The following is a 20,657-nucleotide window of genomic DNA, read 5'->3' as shown; positions in this document are numbered from 1 at the left end:
CCGGGCGCTACGGCTGAACCCTCGCCGCGCCCCGGTCAGTGCCCGAACTCGTCCGCGTCCTGGCGGGTCTCGGACGGGACGCCGGCGTCGAGCCCGCCGAGCGCCGCCATCTCCTCCGGGGTCAGTTCGAAGGAGAACACCTCCAGGTTCTCTCGCTGCCGCTGCGGGTCCGCCGACTTCGGGATGGCGATTCTCCCCTGCTGCACGTGCCAGCGCAGCACCACCTGGGCCGGCGTCCGCCCCAGCCGCGCGGCGATTGAGGTGATCTCCGGGCGGTCGAGCAGCTCACTGCCCCTCCCGATCGGCGTGTAGGCCGCCGTCAGGACGCCGGCCGCGGTGTTGGCCTCCTGCACGTCCCACTGGGCATCGGTCGGCTGGCAGTGGATCTGGTTGACGCTCGGCACCAGCCCCGCCTCCAGCACGCGCTGCAGGTGTGCGGGCTTGAAGTTGGAGACCCCCCAGGAACGGATGAGTCCGGCCTCCGTCAGCGCGGCCAGCGACTCGCACGCCTGCACGTACCGGTCCAGGTGCGGGTTCGGCCAATGCACCAGGTACAAGTCGAAGTACTCCAGTCCGGCTCGTTCCAGCCCCGCCTCGAGGCCGGCCCGCACCGTGTCCACGGGCCCATGCCACTCCCGGTTGAATTTGGACGTCACGAAGACCTCGTCCCGGCTGGTCCCGGAGCCGACGACGGCACGCCCGACCGCGTCCTCGTTCCGGTAGTTCTCCGCCGTGTCCACGTGCCGGTACCCTGCCTCGAGCGCCCTCGTGACGGCCTCGGTGCACTCGACGCCGGTCATCGGCCAGGTGCCGAGCCCGATCAGGGGAATCTGGACTGCCGAGTCGGTGCCGGTGCCGGTATTGGTGTTGCTGTTGGTGTTGGTATTGGTGCCGGACAGCGGAGCATATCTCTGGGTGACCATGGCACCCAGCCTGTCACGCCGGCGTCGGGAAGATCCACCGAGTGTGAGCACTCCGTCTCGTCAAGCGCCCCCGGGGGCACTCCAGAAGACCCCACTTCAAGCACAGAGTGGCCTGGCCCCGACTGATGAGTCGGGGCCAGGCCACTCTGTGTGGTGCTGGTTCAGCGATGCGCTAGCTCAGCAATGTGCTGGATCAGCGATGCGCTGTTTCAGCGATCAGCCGCGGAAGTCGCCGCCCATGCCGTAGTCGTCCAGCGAGATCGCGTGGAACTCCGGCGTGGCCGAGGAATCCAGGCCCGGGTAGTCGAAGTCCGCGAAGCCGGCCGGGCCGGTGAACAGGTTGGCCTTGGCCTCCTCGGTGGGCTCGACATTGACCTTGGTGTAGCGATCCAGGCCGGTGCCGGCCGGGATCAGCTTGCCGATGATCACGTTCTCCTTCAGGCCCAGCAGCGGATCCGACTTGCCCTCCATGGCCGCCTGCGTCAGCACGCGGGTGGTCTCCTGGAAGGACGCGGCGGACAGCCACGAGTCGGTGGCGAGCGAGGCCTTGGTGATGCCCATGAGCTCGTCACGACCGGAGGCCGGCTGACGACCCTCCGCCACGGCCTTGCGGTTCGCGGCGGTGAAGCGGGCGCGGTCCGTCAGCTCGCCCGGCAGCAGGTCGGTCTCGCCCGACTCGATGACGGTGATGCGGCGCAGCATCTGGCGGACGATGACCTCCACGTGCTTGTCGTGGATGCCCACACCCTGGGACTGGTACACGTCCTGGACTTCCTGGACCAAGAACTTCTGGGCGGCCCGGGGACCGAGCACACGCAGCACCTGCTTCGGATCCACGGCACCGGCGACCAACTGGGTACCGACGGCCACATGCTCGCCATCGGACACCAGCAGACGCGCACGGCGCAGCACCGGGTACGCGATCTCCTCGGAGCCGTCGTCCGGGGTGAGCACCAGCCGCAGCTGCTTCTCGCCATCCTCGATGACCACGCGGCCGGCGACCTCGGAGATCGGGGCCACACCCTTCGGGGTACGGGCCTCGAAGAGCTCTTGAATACGGGGCAGACCCTGGGTGATGTCGTCTGCGGAGGCGACACCACCGGTGTGGAAGGTACGCATGGTGAGCTGGGTTCCCGGCTCACCGATGGACTGTGCGGCGATGATGCCCACGGCCTCGCCGATGTCCACGAGCTGACCCGTGGCCATGGAGCGGCCGTAGCACTTCGCGCAGGTCCCGACGGCGGACTCGCAGGTGAGCACGGAGCGCACCTTGATCTCGGTGACACCGGCGGCGATGTAGGCGTCGATCGCCACGTCGCCGATGGCCTCGCCCGACTGGCCCAGCACCGTGCCGTCCTCGGAGGTGACGTCGACCGCGAGGGTCCGGGCGAACGAGGAGTTCTCCACGGTCTCGTGGCGCACCAGCTCGCCGTCGGCGTTCGGCACACCGATGATCTCGGTCAGGCCGCGCTCGGTGCCGCAGTCCTCCTCGCGGACGATGACGTCCTGGGACACGTCCACCAATCGACGGGTCAGGTAACCCGAGTTGGCGGTCTTCAGCGCCGTATCCGCGAGGCCCTTACGGGCACCGTGGGTGGCGATGAAGTACTCGAGCACGGACAGGCCCTCACGGTAGGAGGACTTGATCGGACGCGGGATGATCTCACCCTGCGGGTTGGCCACGAGGCCACGGATGCCGGCGATCTGCCGGACCTGCAGCCAGTTACCACGGGCACCGGAGGTCACCATGCGGTTGATGGTGTTGAGCTTCGGCAGACCCGCCTGCATGGCGGCGGCAACCTCGTCGGTGGCCTTGTTCCAGATGTCGATCAGCTCGGAACGGCGCTCCTCGTCAGCGATCAGACCCTTCTCGTACTGGGCCTGGACCTTGAGGGCCTGGTCCTCGTACCCGGTCATGATGGACGCCTTGTCGAAGTCCGAGGTGATGTCCGAGATCGCCACGGTGACGCCCGACCAGGTGCCCCAGTGGAAGCCGGCATCCTTGAGGTTGTCCAGCGTCGCGGCGGTCTGCACCATCGGGTACCGCTCGGCCAGGTCGTTGACCAGCGCGCCGAGGGTGCCCTTGGTCGCCTGCGTGGACAGCCACGGGTAGTCGGCCGGGAGCAGCTCGTTGAACAGCACCACGCCCAGGGTCGTGTCCAGCACGACCGAGGTGCCCTCTTCCCAGCCTTCGGGGGCCGGGCTCTGGGCGGACGGGATGAAGCCGTCCACGGTGATCTTGACCGGTGCGTTCAGGTGCAGCTGGCCGGCGTCGAAGGCCATGATGGCCTCGGCGACCGACGAGTACTCCGTCCCGGCGCCGACCTCGTCCTCACGCACGGTGGTGAGGTGGTTGAGGCCGATGATCATGTCCTGGGCCGGAACGGCCACGGCGCGACCGTCGGAGGGCTTCAGGATGTTGTGGGAGGACAGCATCAGCAGTCGCGACTCGGCCTGCGCCTCGGGGCTCAGCGGCAGGTGCACTGCCATCTGGTCACCGTCGAAGTCGGCGTTGAAGGCGCCACAGACCAGCGGGTGCAGCTGCAGTGCCTTGCCCTCCACCAGCATCGGCTCGAAAGCCTGGATGCCGAGGCGGTGCAGGGTGGGTGCACGGTTCAGCAGCACCGGGTGCTCGGTGATGACCTCTTCCAGCACGTCCCAGACCTGCGGGCGGAAACGCTCCACCATCCGCTTGGCCGACTTGATGTTCTGGGCGTGGTTGAGGTCCACCAGGCGCTTCATCACGAAGGGCTTGAAGAGCTCCAGGGCCATCTGCTTCGGCAGGCCGCACTGGTGCAGCTTGAGCTGCGGGCCCACCACGATCACGGAACGGCCGGAGTAGTCCACGCGCTTGCCGAGCAGGTTCTGACGGAAGCGTCCCTGCTTGCCCTTGAGCATGTCGGAGAGCGACTTCAGCGGACGGTTGCCCGGTCCGGTGACCGGACGGCCGCGACGGCCGTTGTCGAACAGCGAGTCCACCGCTTCCTGGAGCATGCGCTTCTCGTTGTTCACGATGATCTCGGGGGCACCGAGGTCCAGCAGGCGCTTCAGGCGGTTGTTGCGGTTGATCACGCGGCGGTACAGGTCGTTCAGGTCGGAGGTCGCGAAGCGGCCACCGTCCAGCTGCACCATCGGGCGCAGCTCCGGCGGGATCACCGGGACGGCGTCCAGGACCATGCCCAGCGGGGAGTTGTCCGTGGTGAGGAACGCGTTGACGACCTTCAGCCGCTTCAGGGCACGGGTCTTGCGCTGGCCCTTGCCGGTCTTGATGACCTCGCGCAGGAACTCGGCCTCGGCGTCGAGGTCGAAGGTCTCCAGGCGCTTCTTGATGGACTCGGCGCCCATGGAGCCCTCGAAGTACTGACCGTACTTGTCACGCATCGCACGGAACAGGCCCTCGTCGCCCTCGAGGTCGGCGACCTTGAGGTTCTTGAAGCGGTCCCAGATCTTCTCCATCCGGTCCAGCTCGGCGTCGGCCCGCTTGCGGATCTGCGCCATGGTCTTGTCCGCGGAGTCACGGGCCTTCTTCTTCTCGGCGGCCTTGGCCCCCTCGGACTCGAGCTTGGCGAGGTCCTTCTCCAGGTCACCGGCGACGGCGGCGATATCGGCATCGCGGGTGTCAGTCAGGTGACGAGTCTCCTGGTCATGCTCGGCCTGCAGGTTCGGCAGGTCGGCGTGGCGTGCCTCGTCGTCCACCGAGGTGATCATGTAGGCCGCGAAGTAGATGATCTTCTCGAGATCCTTCGGGGCCAGGTCCAGCAGGTAGCCCAGACGGGAGGGCACACCCTTGAAGTACCAGATGTGGGTGACCGGAGCGGCCAGCTCGATGTGGCCCATCCGGTCGCGGCGCACCTTGGAACGGGTCACCTCGACGCCGCAGCGCTCACAGATGATGCCCTTGAAGCGCACGCGCTTGTACTTGCCGCAGTAGCACTCCCAGTCCCGGGTGGGGCCGAAGATCTTCTCGCAGAAGAGTCCGTCCTTCTCGGGCTTCAGGGTGCGGTAGTTGATGGTTTCGGGCTTCCTGACCTCGCCGTAAGACCAATTGCGGATCTCGTCCGCGGTCGCGAGGCCAATGCGCATGAGGCCAAATGATGAGTTGTCGTTGGACATGGTCCGTTGAACTCCTGATTCCTTGCGTTTTCGAATCGTGGATGAAGTCTGGGGTGGGACGGGGAACGGGGTGTTGCTCAGACCTCTTCAACCGAGCTGGGCTCGTTGTGGGACAGGTCGATGCCCAGTTCCTCGGCGGCCCGGAAGACTTCATCCTCCGAGTCACGCATTTCGATCGCGGTGCCGTCGGCGGAGAGAACCTCCACGTTCAGGCACAGCGACTGCATTTCCTTGATGAGGACCTTGAAGGACTCGGGAACGCCCGGCTCCGGGATGTTCTCGCCCTTCACGATGGCCTCGTAGACCTTCACACGACCGTGGATGTCATCCGACTTGATGGTCAGCAGTTCCTGCAGGGTGTAGGCGGCGCCGTACGCCTCCAGGGCCCAGACCTCCATCTCACCGAAGCGCTGGCCACCGAACTGCGCCTTACCACCCAGCGGCTGCTGCGTGATCATGGAGTACGGACCGGTGGAGCGTGCGTGGATCTTGTCGTCCACCAGGTGGTGCAGCTTCAGCATGTACATGTAGCCCACGGAGACCGCGTCCGGGAACGGCTCGCCGGAGCGGCCGTCGAACAGGGTGGCCTTGCCGTTGGTGCCCATCAGCCGGTCGCCGTCACGGGTGACGTTGACGTGGCCGAGCAGCCCCTCGATCTCGTGGGCCTCGGCACCGTCGAACACCGGGGTGGCGACGTTGACCGGACCGGAGGACCGCGGGAAGTTCGGCAGGTCCTTGATCCACTCCGGCTCGCCCTGGATGTCCCAGCCGCGGGAGGCGGCCCAGCCCAGGTGCAGCTCCATGACCTGGCCCAGGTTCATACGGCCCGGAACGCCCAGCGGGTTCAGGATGATGTCCACCGGGGTGCCGTCCTCGAGGAACGGCATGTCCTCCATCGGCAGGATCTTGGAGATGACGCCCTTGTTGCCGTGACGGCCGGCCATCTTGTCACCGTCGGTGATCTTGCGCTTCTGGGCCACGTACACGCGGACCAGCTGGTTCACGCCCGGGGGCAGATCGTCGTCCTCGTCGCGGTCGAAGATGCGCACGCCGATGACGGTGCCGGACTCGCCGTGGGGCACCTTCAGGGAGGTGTCACGCACTTCGCGGGACTTCTCGCCGAAGATGGCGCGCAGCAGGCGCTCCTCCGGGGTCAGCTCGGTCTCGCCCTTCGGGGTCACGCGGCCGACCAGGATGTCCCCGGCCTCGACCTCGGCACCGATGTGGATGATGCCGCGCTCGTCGAGCTGCGCCAGGACCTCGTCGGAGACGTTCGGGATGTCCCGGGTGACCTCTTCCGCGCCCAGCTTGGTGTCACGGGCGTCGACCTCGTGCTCCTCGATGTGGATCGAGGTCAGCACGTCGTCGGAGACCATGCGCTGGGACAGGATGATGGCATCCTCGTAGTTCAGGCCCTCCCAGGGCATGAACGCGACGAGGAGGTTCTTGCCGAGCGCCAGCTCGCCGTGGTCCGTGGCGGGACCGTCGGCGATGATGGACAGCTTCTCCACGCGGTCGCCCTCGGTGACCCGGACACGCTGGTTGTACGCGTTGCCCTGGTTGGAGCGGGCGAACTTCATGATCGGGTAGTGGCGCATCGTGCCGTCGTCGTTCATGACGGTCACCATGTCCGCAGCCACCTCGGTCACGACACCGGGGGCGTCGGCCGTGATGGAGTCGCCGGCGTCGACGGCGATGTACTTCTCCATGCCGGTGCCCACCAGGGGCGCCTCGGCCTGGAGCAGCGGCACAGCCTGGCGCTGCATGTTCGCACCCATGAGGGCGCGGTTGGCGTCGTCGTGCTCGAGGAACGGGATCAGCGCCGTGGCGGCGGAGACCATCTGGCGCGGGGAGACGTCCATGTAGTCGATGTCGTCCACGGTGGACAGCACCGGCTCGCCGCCGCCGCCGCGCTGGCGGCAGAGCACGAGGTCCTCGGCGAAGGAGCCGTCGTCGTTCAGCGGGGCGTTGGCCTGGGCGATCTGGGCTTCCAGCTCGTCATCGGCGGTGAGGTAGTCCACCTGCTTGGTGACGATCCCGTCCACGACCTTGCGGTACGGGGTCTCGATGAAGCCGAACGGGTTGATGCGCCCGAACGTGGCCAGCGAGCCGATGAGGCCGATGTTCGGGCCTTCGGGGGTCTCGATGGGGCACATGCGGCCGTAGTGGGACGGGTGCACGTCACGGACTTCCATGCCGGCACGGTCACGGGACAGGCCGCCCGGGCCCAGCGCGGACAGGCGCCGCTTGTGAGTCAGGCCCGCCAGCGGGTTGTTCTGGTCCATGAACTGGGACAGCTGGGAGGTTCCGAAAAACTCCTTGATCGAGGCCACCACGGGGCGGATGTTGATCAGGGTCTGCGGGGTGATCGCCTCGACGTCCTGGGTGGTCATGCGCTCACGCACGACGCGCTCCATGCGGGACAGGCCGGTGCGGATCTGGTTCTCGATCAGCTCGCCCACGGCGCGGATGCGACGGTTGCCGAAGTGGTCGATGTCGTCGACCTCCACGCGCACCTCGACGTCCTCGCCGGCGCGCTTGCCGGTGATCGTCTTCTCGTTGGCGTGCAGGGCCACGATGAAGTGCACCATCTGGACGATGTCGTCCTGGGTCAGCACGGAGGCGTGCGGATCGGACAGCGGCATGTCCACGCCCAGCTTGCGGTTGAGCTTGTAACGGCCCACCTTCGCCAGGTCATAGCGCTTCGGGGTGAAGTACAGGTTGTTCAGCAGGTTCTGCGCGGCGTCCACGGCGGCGGGCTCGCCCGGGCGGAGCTTGCGGTAGATGTCCAGCAACGCCTCGTTCTGGCCCTCGGTGGGGTCCTTCTCGAGGGTGGCGCGGATGGAATCGTACTGGCCGAACTCCTCGAGGATGCGGGACTCGGACCAGCCCATGGCCTTGAGCAGCACGGTGACCGGCTGCTTGCGCTTGCGGTCGAGGCGGACGCCGACCTGATCGCGCTTGTCAACCTCGAGCTCGAACCAGGCACCACGGGACGGGATGATCTTCGCGGTGAAGATGTCCTTGTCACTGGTCTTGTCCGGGGTGCGCTCGAAGTACGCACCGGGCGAGCGGACGAGCTGGGACACGACGACACGCTCGGTGCCGTTGATCACGAAGGTGCCCTTGTCCGTCATGAGCGGGAAGTCGCCCATGAACACCGTCTGCTGCTTGATCTCGCCGGTGTTGTTGTTCATGAACTCGGCCTTGACGTACAGCGGAGCGGCGTACGTGGTGTCGCGCTCCTTGCACTCGTCGACCGGCATCTTCGGGTCCGAGAACTCCGGATCGGTGAAGGACAGGGACATGGTGCCCTGGAAGTCCTCGATCGGGGAGATCTCCTCGAAGATGTCGGCGAAGCCGGACGTGACCGCCACGGAGTCGTCGTTGATCTCGCGAGCGTGGGCCACCCGTTCGGCCCAGCGTTCGTTGCCCACGAGCCGATCGAACGACTCGGTCTGCAGGGCCAGCAGGTCCGGGACCTCCAGCGGCTCATGAATCTTCGCGAACGAGATTCGGCCGGCACTGGCGCCGGAGCGGGGCGAGACGCCCCCGGGGAAATTAGCGGTTTCGGTATTTGAGGTGCTCGAGGCGACCAAGAGGGATCCTTCCACAGACCGTCTTTACTTCCGTGCACTCCCCCGCAGGTCCACAGCACCGGGGCCCACCGCTATTTGAAGGCCAGACCGAATGCCACACCGATATGCCCCCGGACGCGACCGGTGGCATGACAAAGTGGACTTCAGGGGAGACGTAAGGAACCATACTAACTTTCGGCACGCCCGAAGTCCAGCCGGTCCTGTTCCCGTGGCTGTGAATATGCTAGGAACCGGGCGTTGAGGAAGTTGAGGAAACGGGCACGCGGGCTCGCCCCAACCGCGCTCCCACCACCGGCCACGTCCCGACGCCGGCCGTCACCGCGCGCTGCAGGCCAGGTCCCAGCGGGCGTTCGACCCACCGGTGCAGCAGCCACGCGGCGCCCAGGATCGCCGCCAGGGTGAGGACCAGCACCACTTCACGCGGCAGGTACGGCGAGAGCAGATAGATCAGCCACCACCCCCACAGCTGGTGCAGGAGGTAGACGGGATAGGTCAGCTGTCCGGCGAGGGTCATGCCCGGCACCCGGAGGGAGGCCAAGGGGGTCAGCACCATGAGGGCGACCAGGACGAACAGCCCCGCGACGACGGCCGCGAAGACCCAGAAGGGGTAGTCGTAGCCGGTGAGCTTGACCGTCTCGGCCTGCTGGACACGCGCGGACCATAGGCTGCCGACGCCCGCGTTCAGCACGAGGGCCGCCCACCGCAGCGGCGTGTGGCCGAACTTGAACAGCAGGAACAGGGCCATCCCACCGGCGAACAGGGCCGAGTACTGAGGGAAGAACACGTGCTCCACCCAGCCGATGGGCTGGCCGGCCGCATGCAGGCCGAAGTACAGCGCATTGCCGACGAGCGGCCACGCGAAGGCGAACACGAGCACCCGGCCCACCGTCATGCCGATGAGGGTGAAGGCGAGGATCCAGAGGTAGAACTTCATCTCCACCCACAAGGTCCAGTAGACGCCGTCGATATGCCCGACGCCGAGGCCGCCCTGGAACATCGTCAAGTTCGCCAGGATGTCCATCGGCGACCGCTGAGATCCCATCTCCGGCCAGACGACGAAGGTCAGCGTGGCGGCGGCCAGCACGGCGACCCAGTAGGCCGGATACAACCGGCCCACCCGGGAGCCGATGAATCGCGCCGGCGACTTCCCGTAGGAGGAGAGCAGGATCACGAAGCCGGAGATGATGAAGAAGAGCTGGACGCCGAGCGCCCCGACGGAGCTGAACTGGCTCAACCACGGCCACGCCTCGGCGGCGGGTTCCCCGTGGCGGCCCCAGTATCCGTGGTGCCAAGCGGTCCAGTGGAAGAGCACCACGGCCAGGGCGGCTACCAGGCGTAGTCCGTCGAGCAGGGCCAGGCGGGGCCGTGGCCGATCTGCCGTCGGCTGACCAACCAGTTGATCTGCCTGCTGATCCCTCTGCTGATCTACCTGCTGATCTACCCGCTGATCTACCTCGATCCGCGGCAGCTCCGTCGTCGCGACCATGGGCCGGCGCCCTCCCTCAGGTTCCGAGCCGCGCCGCGCTCTGGTTCCCGTCCCCCGCGCGTCGGGCTGTGCTTGCATCCCGTCTTGATGATTTCGTTACCTTACGAAGCCCGTCTGGGTGGTCGCTGGGAATCCGATGAGAGCGGGCGGAAGACCGCCGTGAAAGCAGAGTTAGAGCAGAGTTTGAGCAGAGTCAAAGCAGAACGGCCCCATCCTCCCCGCAGAAGCGGGTCGGATGGGGCCGGGCTGAAAGAGACGAACAGCGGCTCTACGCCGCCGTCATCACTTGAGGGTGACGGTGGCGCCGGCGCCCTCGAGGGTCTCCTTGGCCTTGTCGGCAGTCTCCTTGTTGACGCCCTCCAGGACGGCCTTCGGAGCGGAGTCAACGAGGTCCTTGGCTTCCTTCAGACCCAGCGAGGTCAGTGCGCGGACCTCCTTGATGACGCCGATCTTCTTGTCGCCGGCGGCCTCGAGGACCACGTCGAACTCGGTCTGCTCTTCCTCGGCCTCAGCGGCAGCGGCGGCCGGAGCGGCGCCGGCAGCGGCGACCGGAGCGGCAGCGGTCACCTCGAACTTCTCTTCGAAGGCCTTGACGAACTCGGACAGCTCGATGAGGGACAGCTCGGAGAAGGCCTCGAGCAGCTCTTCGGTGGACAGCTTAGCCATGGTGGGCTCCTTTACTTCCGTGTGATCACGGATGAGTTTTCACGGATGTGATGGTGTGGGGTGGCCGCGAGAGCGACCGGGGTGGTGTTACTCGGCGGCCGGCGCAGCAGCGCCACCCTGCTCCTCGACCTTCGCGCGCAGGGCATCCACGGTGCGGACTGCCTGCGAGAGCGGGGCCTGGAACAGGTAAGCGGCCTTGTGCAGGTTGCCCTTCATGGCACCTGCCAGCTTGGCCAGCAGAACCTCGCGGGACTCAAGGTCCGCCAGCTTCTTCATGCCGGCCTCATCGAGGAACTGGCCCTCCATGTAGCCGCCCTTGACAACCAGGGCCTCATGATTCTTGGCGAAGTCGCGCATGGCCTTGGCCGCGTCCACCGGATCACCGGAGACGAAGGCGATTGCGGACGGGCCGGACATCTTGCCCTTGAAGGCATCGACGCCGGCCTGGTCGGCCGCGATCTCGGTCAGCGTGTTCTTCACCACGGCGTAGGTCGCATTCTCACCGAGTGCACGGCGGAGCTGCTTGAGCTCGGCCACGGTGAGACCACGGTACTCCGTCAATACTGCTGCGGTGGAGGAGCGGAACAGTTCCGCCAGCTCCGCCACAACAGCGTTCTTTTCAGACGTCGCCATGGCACTCCTTCCATTGCTGTGGGGCCGGTACCCCCTGACAATGAAAAACGCCCCGTGCAGGTGCACAGGGCGTGGCGTTGACGTCGCGGCGGACCGGGGTCCGACCATCCTTCAAGCGTTGCTCGGTTCACCTGCGCAGGTCGCCTCCATCGGGAGAGCTTTACGGACGGGCATCCAGAGGTTCAGGGAACATCCGGGTACCTGCCGACCGGCGGTCTTTGGTGCAACAGATCCTAGACCCGACGCCGGCCATTCACCAAATCGGGCGCGGTCAGTTCCCCGATGGTCAGCCCCTCACCGGGGCACCGCCGACAGGACGGGGGCCGAGGAGGATGTGGACGCCGGGCCGGTCGAACCACGGACCTGCAGCCCCGAAGCCAGCCGAAGCTGGTGCACCGCCCGCTCGCCCGCCATGCGGGCGAGCAACAGGTCCACGGCCGCGCGGCCGGCCTGCTCCACCGGGGCGTCCACACACGTCAGCCCAGAATGCACGAAGTCGGAACCATAGGTGTTGTCGTAGCCGACCACGGAGACATCCCCCGGGACGTCCACGCCGTTGGAGATCAGGTGCCGGAGGATGCCGACGGCCAGCTGGTCGTTGTAGCCGATGATGGCGGTCGGCCTCCGCGCCCAGGCCAGGGCGGCCGCGGCGGCGCCCTGGCCGATCAGCGGCTTGAACGGGCCCGTGGTGATCAACTCGATTCCCAGCGCCTGGGCCACGTCGTCCTGGGCCGTCTGGCGCAGGACGTTGCTCCACGCATTGTGCGGCCCCGCGCAGTACACGATCTTCCGGTGCCCCAGGGCATGCAGGTGTTCAATCAGATGCCGGCTGGAATCGGCATCCCCGGCCACGACGGAGCTGATGCCCGCCACCTCCCGGTTGAACAGCACCAGGGGCCGGCGCCGAGCCATCTCCCGCAGCTCGGCATCAGAGGTCCAGCGGGCCGCGGCAACCACACCGTTCGCGTCCCCGGTCAACCGCTCCAGGTGCGTCCGCTCCATGGTGGCGGACTCCTCGGCATCGCCCAGGGTCACCAGAAAACCCGCCGAGCGCGCCTGACTGACGGCGCCCTTGAGCAGGTCGGCGAAGAAGGGGTTGGCCAGGTCCTGCACCAGGAGGTTCACCGCACGCGAGGCAGGGGTCGGGGCCACGGCCGCCGCACGCGGTGGCTCACGGCGGTATCCCAGCCGGGCGGCCGCGTCCATGACCCGCTCCACGGTCTGGAAGTTCACCCGATCCGGCCGTGTGAACGCGCGGGACGCCGTGGACGCGGCCACCCCGGCCGCCCGGGCCACGTCTTCCAGGCGAACCCTCGCCGCAACGGCGTCGTCCCGTTCAACATCCATGGTGTTGTCAACTTTTCGCGTGAGGTGGAGGGTGCCGGCATCGTCCCACCCGGGGCGGAGGCCACCGACTGGACATGCAGGATCTTTCCACTCTTTGCCGTGGTTCGTCCAGCACGAGTTTTTCGACGATCCGCAAAATGACGGGCGCCATGGCGTCCTAGCCACGTCGTTGTCGTCTCATTTCCGCAATTTTTGGCAATGGACTGGCAATCACTTTCGGTTCATGCCATTGTTCTGTCCACCTTCACCGGTGTGAGCGTCATCACCGCCCACGCCGACGGCGCATCACCGCACCCGTCTTATCTCGACTGATCCCGAGTTATCCCCCAAGGAGCCGGACATGAAACAACGCACCCTGATGACTTCCGCGGCCACCCTGGCCGCCGCCGGACTGCTGCTGTCCGGTTGCGCCTCGAACTCCGAAGGCGGAGGCGACGGCGAGGAGTTCCCGACCGAGGACGTCCGCCTCGTCGTCCCCTGGGCCGCCGGCGGCTCCGGCGACCTCTCCGCCCGCACCCTGGCCCCGCTGCTCGAGGACGAGCTCGGCGTCAGCGTCATCGTGGAGAACCGCCCCGGCGCCAACGGCTCCGTGGGCTACAACTGGCTCAAGGAGCAGGAGCCGGATGGCTACAACCTCTCCATGCTGGGCGCCGAGGTGGCCACCCTCCAGTTCATGGACTACGACATCAAGCCGGCTGACTTCGCCTTCCTCGGCAAGATCCTCGAGGGCCCCGGCGCGATCGCCGTCAAGGCGGACAGCCCCTACGAGACCCTGCAGGACCTGATCGATGCCGCGAAGGCGGCTCCGGGCGAGATCACCTACTCGTCCCCCGGCGTCGGATCCGTGTGGGACAACCCCGCCCAGGGCTTCCAGGAGATGGCCGGCATCGAGCTGACCAACGTCCCCTATGACGGCTCCGCCCCCTCGATCGCCGCCGCGGCGGCCGGTGACGTGGACTTCTCCATCGACGCCATGGGATCCCAGAAGGCGCAGGTGGACGGCGGCGAGCTGCGCTACCTGGCCGTCTTGGCGGAGGATCGCGTGGAGGACTTCCCGGACGTGCCCACCGCAGCCGAACAGGGCGTCGACCTGCAGAACGCCTCCTTCACGGGCCTGATGGCTCCTGCCGGAACCCCGGACGACGTCGTCCAGACCCTCTCGGACGCCATCGTGGCGGCCACGGAGGACGAGGACTACCAGTCCGTCATCGAGCAGTCCAACTTGGTTCCCGTCTCCGTTCCGGCCGGCGAGTTCACCGAGTTCATCCAGGCCGAGGAAGAGCGCTACGGCCCGTGGATCGAGCTCGCGAAGTCCAAGCAGGGCTAATCGTGTCCTCGCCTGACACGTCTGGTTCCACGACAGGTTCGACGACCGGCTCCACGACCGGCACTTCCGCCGGGACCGCGGAGCGTCCCGGTGACCATCCGGAGGACCTGGTCCTGCTGACGAACCTGCCCTACCGACTGCGGGAATTGATTCCCGTTGCCGCGTCGGTGGGCCTGGGGATTACGGTCCTCGTCCTGGTCGGTGGCATCACCGACCGGGGCGGGGACGCCCTGGGCCCACGGTTCTGGCCGACCATGCTCGCCTGGGCCCTGATCGGGCTCGGTGTACTGCTGGTGTTCACGAACGTCCTGCGCGGGGTCCGCCCCTCAGACATCCCCGAGGACATGAACTGGGCCGGGATCGGCCAGATGGTCGCCACCTTCGCCGTGCTGATCGGCTACCTGCTGCTGTTCAACGTCCTGCAGTTCTGGCTGATCACCATGGTCGTCACCGTGGTGCTGCTCTTGCTCTACGGCATCCGGAACTGGAAGGTCCTCGTCTTCCTCCCGATCATCATCGGTGCCCTGCTGCACCTGTTGTTCATCGTCCTCTTGAAGGTGCCCCTGTGATCCCCGAACTCCTTCTCCAGCTGCCCCTGCCCATCGCGGCGAATGCCGTCACCGACGGCATCGGCGTGGTCCTGCAGTGGGACACCCTGCTGTACATCGGTCTGGGCATGCTCGTGGGCATGCTGGTCGGCGCGTTCCCCGGCGTCACGGCCACCATGGCCGTGGCCCTGGCCTCCGGCTTCACCCTGACCATGGACCCCATCCAGGGCCTGGCCGTGCTGCTGACGATCTACGTGGCAGCGCAGTTCGGGGACCGGGTGCCGGCCATCCTCATCAACACCCCCGGCACCCCGGCCTCCATCGCGACCACCTTCGACGGCTACCCCCTGGCCAAGCAGGGCAAGGCCGGCCTGGCGATGACCGCCTCCGCCTTCGGCTCCGCGTTCGGCATGGTCATCGGCATCATCGTGCTCTCGCTGTTCGCCATCCCCCTGGCCGGCCTCGCCCGCCAGTTCGGGCCACCGGAGCTGTTCGCCCTCGTGGTCTTCGGACTGACGATGATGATCGGAGTCTCCTCCGGCCGCATCTTCAAGGGTCTGGTCGCCGGCGCCTTCGGCCTGCTGCTGGCCACGGTCGGCCGTGATCCGATCACCGGTGACCAGCGCTTCACCCTGGGCATTCTGGAGCTCAACGGCGGCGTGCCCTTCATCCCCGTGATCATCGGCCTGTTCGGTGTGGCCGAGGTCCTCAACCAGATGGTCACCCACCGGCGCACTGCGATCCAGGACAAGCCCATCAGCCAACTGGGCCAGTGGATGCCGGACCGCGCGATGTTTCGTCGGCTGATCAAGCCCATGGGCATCGGCGCCGGCACCGGATCCGTGGTCGGCCTGGTCCCGGCCGTCGGCGGGGACATCGCCGGCATCATCGCCTGGGACAACGCCAAGCGCTTCTCCCGCCGCAAGGAGGAGTTCGGCAAGGGCTCCATCGAGGGCCTCACCTCCGCCGACACCTCGTCCACCGCCACGCTCGGCGGCTCCGTCACCACCACCATGGCCCTGGGTGTGCCCGGCGACTCCGTGATGGCCGTCCTGATCGGCTCCATGATGATCTGGGGCATCCAGCCGGGCCCGGCACTGTTCACCAACGACCCGTCGCTGGTCTACACCCTGGCAACGATCCTGCTGGTGGCCACCGTGCTCTCCCTGGGCCTCTCCCTGGTCCGCATGAAGTCGATGGTGAAACTGCTGGAGCTGAAGAACCAGTACCTCTGGATCATCATCCTGGTGTTCTGCATGGTCGGCACCTACTCCATCAGCAACTCGGTCTTCGACGTCTTCGTCATGCTGATCATGGGAGTGATCGGGCTGTTCATGCTCCGCTTCGGCTTCCCCGCCGGCCCCGCCGTTCTCGGTCTGATCCTCGGTCCCCTCGCGGAATCCAACCTGCGGCGCACCCTGATCGGTGACGGTTGGACCGGATTCCTCACCAGCCCCATCGCCCTGGTGCTCTTCGCCATCTCGGCCGCAGCACTCCTGCTGCCCCCGCTGCGCCAGATGCGGCTGCGCCGCAAGCAGGCCCTGAAGGGCAAGGACGAGGGGCTGTCCGTCCTGATCCCCTGATCAGGCTTTCCCACCAACATCACCACCAACGACGACGGCGCCCCCTTCCGGATGGAAGGGGGCGCCGTTGCCTGTCGTCGGCTCAGTGAGCCGAACGGCTCAGAACACCACCGGCTGGCCGGTGCGGGAGGACTCGTATACCGCCAGTAGGATGCGCAGGGACTGGGTGGCCTCCTCACCCGTGACGGCGGGGGTTCCGCCGGTGCGGACGGCGTCCACGAAGTCGGCCACCTGGGCCCGATGCCACGGGATCAGGGCGCCGTTGATGGTGGCCAGGTCCACGTTGGGCTGCAGCGCAGACGGCCAGGTCTCCTCGGCACCCACGCTGTTTCCCGCCGCCCAGATGTCCACCCGGCCGTCGGTCCCCTCCGGGAACTCGGTGACCTGCGCGGTGGCGCCCGTGGACCCGGTGACCCGGACCTGGACGCCGAGTGACGGGGTGACGGCGGTCGAGGCCTGCACCGTCGCGATGGCCCCGGAGGCGAATCTCAGGGTCGCCACGGCCGAGTCCTCGACCTCGATGTGCTCGCCATGCACGAAGGTTCCGATGTGTCCGTGCACCTCGACCACCTCACCCATGAACCACTGGAGCAGGTCGATGTAGTGGATGCCCTGGGTCATCAGCACCCCGCCGCCGTCCGAGGACCAGGTGCCCCTCCAGTCGGTGGCGGAGTAGTACTCGGGTTCACGGTGCAGCAGCACGGAGCAGTGGCCGAGGATCGGGGTGCCCAGCGTCCCGTCGTCGATGGCGGCACGGATCCGTTGGGCCGCGGGCCAGAATCGGCGCTGGAAGAGCACGCCGAAGGTCACGGCGGCCTCACGGCAAACGGCCACCATCCGCTCGGCGGCCGCGAGGTCGATCGCGATCGGCTTCTCGCACAGCACGTGCACGCCGGCGGCGGCGGCCTCCGTCACCACGGCCTCGTGCGTGGGGTGCGGGGTGCACACCGAGATCAGATCGATCCCGCGTCCATCGGCACCCCGCCAGGCCAGCAGGTCCGTGACGGAGCCGAAGGCTTGCTGGATCCCGTGAGCCGCGGCGACCGCACCGGCCCGCTCGGCGTCGATGTCACACAGGGCCACCACCTCGACGTCCTGCAGGGCCCGGTAGGCCTCCAGGTGGTTGCGGAAGATCGCCCCACCTCCGGCGATGCCGACGCGGAGTGTTCGGTTCGGGGCGTGGCCCGGGGCTTCAGGTCCGGTGGTGCTCATGCGTGGACGTCCTCCGTGGCGGTGTGTGGGGGCTGGACCCGGGAGAGATGCCGGCCCGCGGCGTAGGCGCGCGTGATGGCGGAGCCGATCGTGGCACCACCTCCGGGGTAGGCGTCCTTGAAGACGGTCGCCGAGCAGTTGCCGGCGGCATACAGTCCGGGCAGGGGAACCCCGTCCCAGTCCAGGACCCGTCCGTCCAGGTCGGCACGCAGGCCGCCCGAGGTCCCCAGCACGCCGGGATGCAGCTGCACGGCGTAGAACGGTGGGGCCGTGAGCGGTGCCAGGCAGGGGTTGGGCAGGTTCTGCGGATCCCCCAGGTGCCGGTCCTGCGCGGAGGCTCCCCGGCCGAACTCAGGATCCTCACCGCGCTCCGCCGCCGGGTTGAAGCGGGCCACGGTCTCCTCGAGGCCCGCCGCATCCACGCCGATGATCCGTGCCAGCTCAGCCAGCGAGTCCGCCCGGTCCATCCAGTCCGGCGCCTCGTCCGGCCCGGAGAACACCGGGCTGCCGGCGACCGGGTACCGGGACACGAACCGCGAGTCCATCACCAGGTAGGCCGGGATGTTGGCGTACTGGGAGGTCGCGGGGTCGATGTTCGCGAAGACCCGGGAGAAGTCGTGGTAGTTCAGGGCCTCGTTGACGAAGCGGCGGCCGGCGGAGTTGACCACGATCCCGCCGGGCAGGGTGGCCTCCACGTTGCCCATCCGTCCGGAGGGCCTGCCGTCGTAGCTGGCACCGTGGGCGGTGATCACCGGCACGCCCCAGATGTCCGTGGTCTCTGTGAAGGAGCCGCCCACGGCCATCCCCAGCTTCAGCCCGTCGCCGGCGTTGGACGGTGCGGAGATCGGGGTGACGGGGAATTTCAGCAGGGTGCCGGTCAGCTCGGGCGACCATTCGAAGCCGCCGGAGGCGAGGACCACGGACGCGGCCGTGATGTCCTTCTCGCCAGCCACGGTGACGTGCCAGTCGCCAGTGCGAGTCGCGCTGTCAGTGCCCACATCAGCAGCACCATCACGACGGAGCCCCGTGGCCGGGGCGGAGGCCGCCATGACGACGCCGGCCTCCCAGGCCGAGGCGGTCAGGGCACCGGCCAGCGCCCCGCCCATGGTGCGCACCCCGCGCTCCGCTCGCTCGGCGAGCAGCGATGGGTCAGGGGCGGCGCCGTGCAGTTGGTCGCGCTCGTCCATGGTGATCAGCGGCAGGTACGTGGGCGGGCGCAGGGCCTCGGCCAGTCCGGGCACCACCGCGGGGTCGAACTCCCGGTGGTCCAGGCCTCGCCCACCCGGCGTGGCTCCCGGCCACTCCATGTGGTAATCGGGACGGGACAGGGGCGAATAGTCCACCCTGGTGTTCTCGTCCAGAAAGCGGACGGCCTCGGCGGCGGTGGAGACGTACCAGGAGATCTCCTCCTCGGAGAGCTTCCCGGCCGTGGCCGCCCGCACGTAGGAGGCGGCGTCCTCATCGCTGTCCGAGAAGTCACGGGCGCCCATCAGATGGTTGTTCGGCGCCCACATCACCCCGCCGCCGGCCGCCGTGGTCCCGCCCAACCGGTCCGCCTTCTCCAGCACCAGGACGGACGCTCCGGCCTGGCGGGCCACCAGGGCCGAGGTCAGCCCGGCACAGCCGGAGCCGATGACCAAGAGGTCGTAGCGGTCGGCGAGTTCCGGGACGGGGGTCAGAAGGGGGGGTCAGAAGGGGGGTCTGGAGCAGGCGGTCTGCGGCGGGGCGGGTCTCGGTCATGGCCTGGTGTCTCCTTCAGCGGGGTCTTCCGCGGTGAAATCGATCGCGATTTTGCCGACGCCGGCCGAGGGGTCCACGAGGGTCTCGAAGGCGGCGTCCAGGTCCTCGAACGCGAACCGGTGGGTCAGCAACCGCCCGATGGTGTCCTGGTGGCGGTCCAGCAGGTCCAGGGCCTCACCGCTGAGATTCTGGGAATTGCGCGAACCGAGCAGGTCGATCTCCTTGACCGGCAGGGTGCGCAGGGTCAGTCGCAGCTCCTGGTCGGAGATGCCCACGCACACCACTCGGCCGGCGGTGGCCACCAGGTCCACCCCGGTGGCCACGGAGGACGGGGCGCCGGTGGCGTCGATGACCAGCGAGGGTCCGTCGCCGTCGGTGAGCTCGTCCAGCTCGGCCTTCTGGGCCGGCGTCGGGAACTCCTCGCGCCCCACGGTGAGGGTGCGGTCCGCGCCCATGGCCCGGGCCAGCTCGAGACGGTCCGGGTTCATGTCCGAGACCGTGACATCGCAGCCCAGGTCCTTGAGGTAGACCGTGGCCAGCAGACCGATCGGGCCGGCGCCGGAGACCAGGACCTTCTCCCCCGCCGTGGCGCGGCCGCGGTTCACGGCCTGCATAGCGATGGAGATCGGCTCGGACATCGGGGCCAGGTCCAGGGACACCGACTCCGGAACGCGGTAGAGCTTCTCCAGCGGGACGGCCTGCTCAGTGACGAGCGAGCCATCCTCGTAGCAGCCGTAGACGCTCATGTGCCGACAGGCGTTGACGCGCCCGATCGAGCAGGCGTGGCACGTGCCGCAGTAGAACATCGGGGAGATCGCCACCCGGTCGCCCACGGCCCAGCCACCGGCGGCGCCCGTCGTGTCAGCGGCGTCCAGCGCGAGGATGGTTCCGGCGGCCTCATGGCCCTGGATGATCGGCAGCTCGGTGGCGTAGTCGTCATCCCAGATGTGGGCATCCGTGCCGCAGAGGGTCACGGAGGCCATCCGGATCACCGCAGTGCCGGGTGCCGGGACCGGAGCGGGAACGCTGCGGAAGTCGATCGTGCGCCGGCTCGAGGTGACGGCGGCGGTGGCTGTGCGGTCCGAGCCGGCGGCGGTGGTCGGGGCGGAGGTTGTCGAGGTCATCTGATTACTCGGCGCCCTCGATCGAGCCGAAGGCGATGTTCCAGCGGCGCACCGTGCGTTCGGCGATGAAGCCGCCCTGGTGGAAGGGGTCCCCGTTCATGATCTCGGTGACCTCGTCCACGGACCCGCCCTTGATGATCAGCAGGGCGCCCAGCGGATCCGCCTCGGTCAGGCGGCCGGAGACCAGCAGGGTGCCCTGCTCGTTCAGGCCCTTGAGGAACTCCACGTGGGACGGTCGGGTGGCGACCATCGCCTCGGTCTCGGGGACGTAGGCGTAGGTGACGGCATAGGCGGTCATGGGTAGAACTCCTCAGATGGGCACACGCCGGCCTGGTGACCGGCGTTACAGCCATCGT

General features: G+C 67.7%; 14 protein-coding genes. 3 read left to right on the top strand and 11 right to left on the bottom strand.

Annotation, left to right across the window (positions count from 1 at the left end):
• Positions 1-35: 35 nt before the first annotated feature.
• From AB0333_RS00640 to AB0333_RS00610, 7 genes are all read right to left on the bottom strand, one after another.
• On the bottom strand, positions 36-923 hold the full coding sequence (locus AB0333_RS00640) for an aldo/keto reductase (protein WP_366216855.1): 888 nt from the start codon (positions 921-923) through the stop codon (positions 36-38).
• Between the two features lie 216 nt (positions 924-1,139).
• On the bottom strand, positions 1,140-5,036 hold the full coding sequence (locus AB0333_RS00635) for a DNA-directed RNA polymerase subunit beta' (RefSeq protein WP_366216854.1): 3,897 nt from the start codon (positions 5,034-5,036) through the stop codon (positions 1,140-1,142).
• 77 nt (positions 5,037-5,113) lie between these two features.
• A complete protein-coding gene (gene rpoB / locus AB0333_RS00630) occupies positions 5,114-8,635 on the bottom strand; it encodes a DNA-directed RNA polymerase subunit beta (RefSeq protein ID WP_344229902.1) in 3,522 nt (1,173 codons plus the stop codon).
• A gap of 223 nt (positions 8,636-8,858) precedes the next feature.
• Entirely contained in the window at positions 8,859-10,121 is a 1,263-nt protein-coding gene (locus AB0333_RS00625; protein ID WP_366216852.1) for an acyltransferase, read from the bottom strand.
• Between the two features lie 282 nt (positions 10,122-10,403).
• Positions 10,404-10,787: a 50S ribosomal protein L7/L12 gene (gene rplL, locus AB0333_RS00620; RefSeq protein WP_115931904.1), complete on the bottom strand. Its 384-nt coding sequence runs from the start codon at positions 10,785-10,787 to the stop codon at positions 10,404-10,406.
• Positions 10,788-10,874: 87 nt separating this feature from the next.
• Positions 10,875-11,420, bottom strand: a complete 546-nt coding sequence (gene rplJ, locus AB0333_RS00615; RefSeq protein ID WP_366216851.1) for a 50S ribosomal protein L10 — start codon at positions 11,418-11,420, stop codon at positions 10,875-10,877.
• 294 nt (positions 11,421-11,714) lie between these two features.
• On the bottom strand, positions 11,715-12,767 hold the full coding sequence (locus AB0333_RS00610; RefSeq protein ID WP_366216850.1) for a LacI family DNA-binding transcriptional regulator: 1,053 nt from the start codon (positions 12,765-12,767) through the stop codon (positions 11,715-11,717).
• A gap of 340 nt (positions 12,768-13,107) precedes the next feature.
• Here AB0333_RS00610 and AB0333_RS00605 point away from each other — a divergent pair, with 340 nt between their 5' ends.
• From AB0333_RS00605 to AB0333_RS00595, 3 genes are read left to right on the top strand one after another with little or no spacing between them, the layout of a single operon-like run.
• On the top strand, positions 13,108-14,094 hold the full coding sequence (locus AB0333_RS00605) for a tripartite tricarboxylate transporter substrate binding protein (protein ID WP_366216849.1): 987 nt from the start codon (positions 13,108-13,110) through the stop codon (positions 14,092-14,094).
• 2 nt (positions 14,095-14,096) lie between these two features.
• A complete protein-coding gene (locus AB0333_RS00600; RefSeq protein WP_366216848.1) occupies positions 14,097-14,663 on the top strand; it encodes a tripartite tricarboxylate transporter TctB family protein in 567 nt (188 codons plus the stop codon).
• Positions 14,660-16,225: a tripartite tricarboxylate transporter permease gene (locus AB0333_RS00595; protein WP_366216847.1), complete on the top strand. Its 1,566-nt coding sequence runs from the start codon at positions 14,660-14,662 to the stop codon at positions 16,223-16,225. The genes AB0333_RS00600 and AB0333_RS00595 overlap by 4 nt, the downstream gene beginning before the upstream one ends.
• A gap of 99 nt (positions 16,226-16,324) precedes the next feature.
• Here AB0333_RS00595 and AB0333_RS00590 read toward each other — a convergent pair whose 3' ends face one another.
• The 4 genes from AB0333_RS00590 to AB0333_RS00575 form a co-directional block, all read right to left on the bottom strand.
• The gene (locus tag AB0333_RS00590) at positions 16,325-17,437 is read right to left on the bottom strand and encodes a Gfo/Idh/MocA family oxidoreductase (RefSeq protein WP_366216846.1); all 1,113 of its coding nucleotides are present in this window, start codon (positions 17,435-17,437) and stop codon (positions 16,325-16,327) included.
• Entirely contained in the window at positions 17,434-19,077 is a 1,644-nt protein-coding gene (locus AB0333_RS00585) for an FAD-dependent oxidoreductase (protein WP_366216845.1), read from the bottom strand. The genes AB0333_RS00590 and AB0333_RS00585 overlap by 4 nt, the downstream gene beginning before the upstream one ends.
• Before the next feature lie 96 nt (positions 19,078-19,173).
• Positions 19,174-20,301 (bottom strand): alcohol dehydrogenase catalytic domain-containing protein, encoded by a 1,128-nt coding sequence (locus AB0333_RS00580; protein ID WP_366216844.1) that lies wholly within the window; start codon positions 20,299-20,301, stop codon positions 19,174-19,176.
• Between the two features lie 4 nt (positions 20,302-20,305).
• Positions 20,306-20,599 carry a YciI family protein gene (locus tag AB0333_RS00575; RefSeq protein ID WP_366216843.1) on the bottom strand — a complete coding sequence of 98 codons (294 nt, stop codon included), beginning with the start codon at positions 20,597-20,599 and terminating at the stop codon, positions 20,306-20,308.
• Between the last annotated feature and the right edge of the window lie 58 nt (positions 20,600-20,657).

It is taken from the genome of Citricoccus sp. NPDC079358, from assembly GCF_040702545.1.
Classification (GTDB): domain Bacteria; phylum Actinomycetota; class Actinomycetes; order Actinomycetales; family Micrococcaceae; genus Citricoccus.
The sequence above is the reverse complement of the archived record's forward strand: the minus strand, read 5'-3'. Positions and strand labels throughout refer to the sequence as shown.

Coding starts and splice junctions, on each gene's coding strand:
- AB0333_RS00625 (WP_366216852.1), bottom strand. CDS start 10,121: ATGGTCGCGACGACGGAGCTGCCGCGGATCGAGGTAGATCAGCGGGTA.
- AB0333_RS00610 (WP_366216850.1), bottom strand. CDS start 12,767: ATGGATGTTGAACGGGACGACGCCGTTGCGGCGAGGGTTCGCCTGGAA.
- rplL (WP_115931904.1), bottom strand. CDS start 10,787: ATGGCTAAGCTGTCCACCGAAGAGCTGCTCGAGGCCTTCTCCGAGCTG.
- AB0333_RS00590 (WP_366216846.1), bottom strand. CDS start 17,437: ATGAGCACCACCGGACCTGAAGCCCCGGGCCACGCCCCGAACCGAACA.
- AB0333_RS00635 (WP_366216854.1), bottom strand. CDS start 5,036: ATGTCCAACGACAACTCATCATTTGGCCTCATGCGCATTGGCCTCGCG.
- rplJ (WP_366216851.1), bottom strand. CDS start 11,420: ATGGCGACGTCTGAAAAGAACGCTGTTGTGGCGGAGCTGGCGGAACTG.
- AB0333_RS00580 (WP_366216844.1), bottom strand. CDS start 20,301: ATGACCTCGACAACCTCCGCCCCGACCACCGCCGCCGGCTCGGACCGC.
- AB0333_RS00640 (WP_366216855.1), bottom strand. CDS start 923: ATGGTCACCCAGAGATATGCTCCGCTGTCCGGCACCAATACCAACACC.
- AB0333_RS00575 (WP_366216843.1), bottom strand. CDS start 20,599: ATGACCGCCTATGCCGTCACCTACGCCTACGTCCCCGAGACCGAGGCG.
- AB0333_RS00605 (WP_366216849.1), top strand. CDS start 13,108: ATGAAACAACGCACCCTGATGACTTCCGCGGCCACCCTGGCCGCCGCC.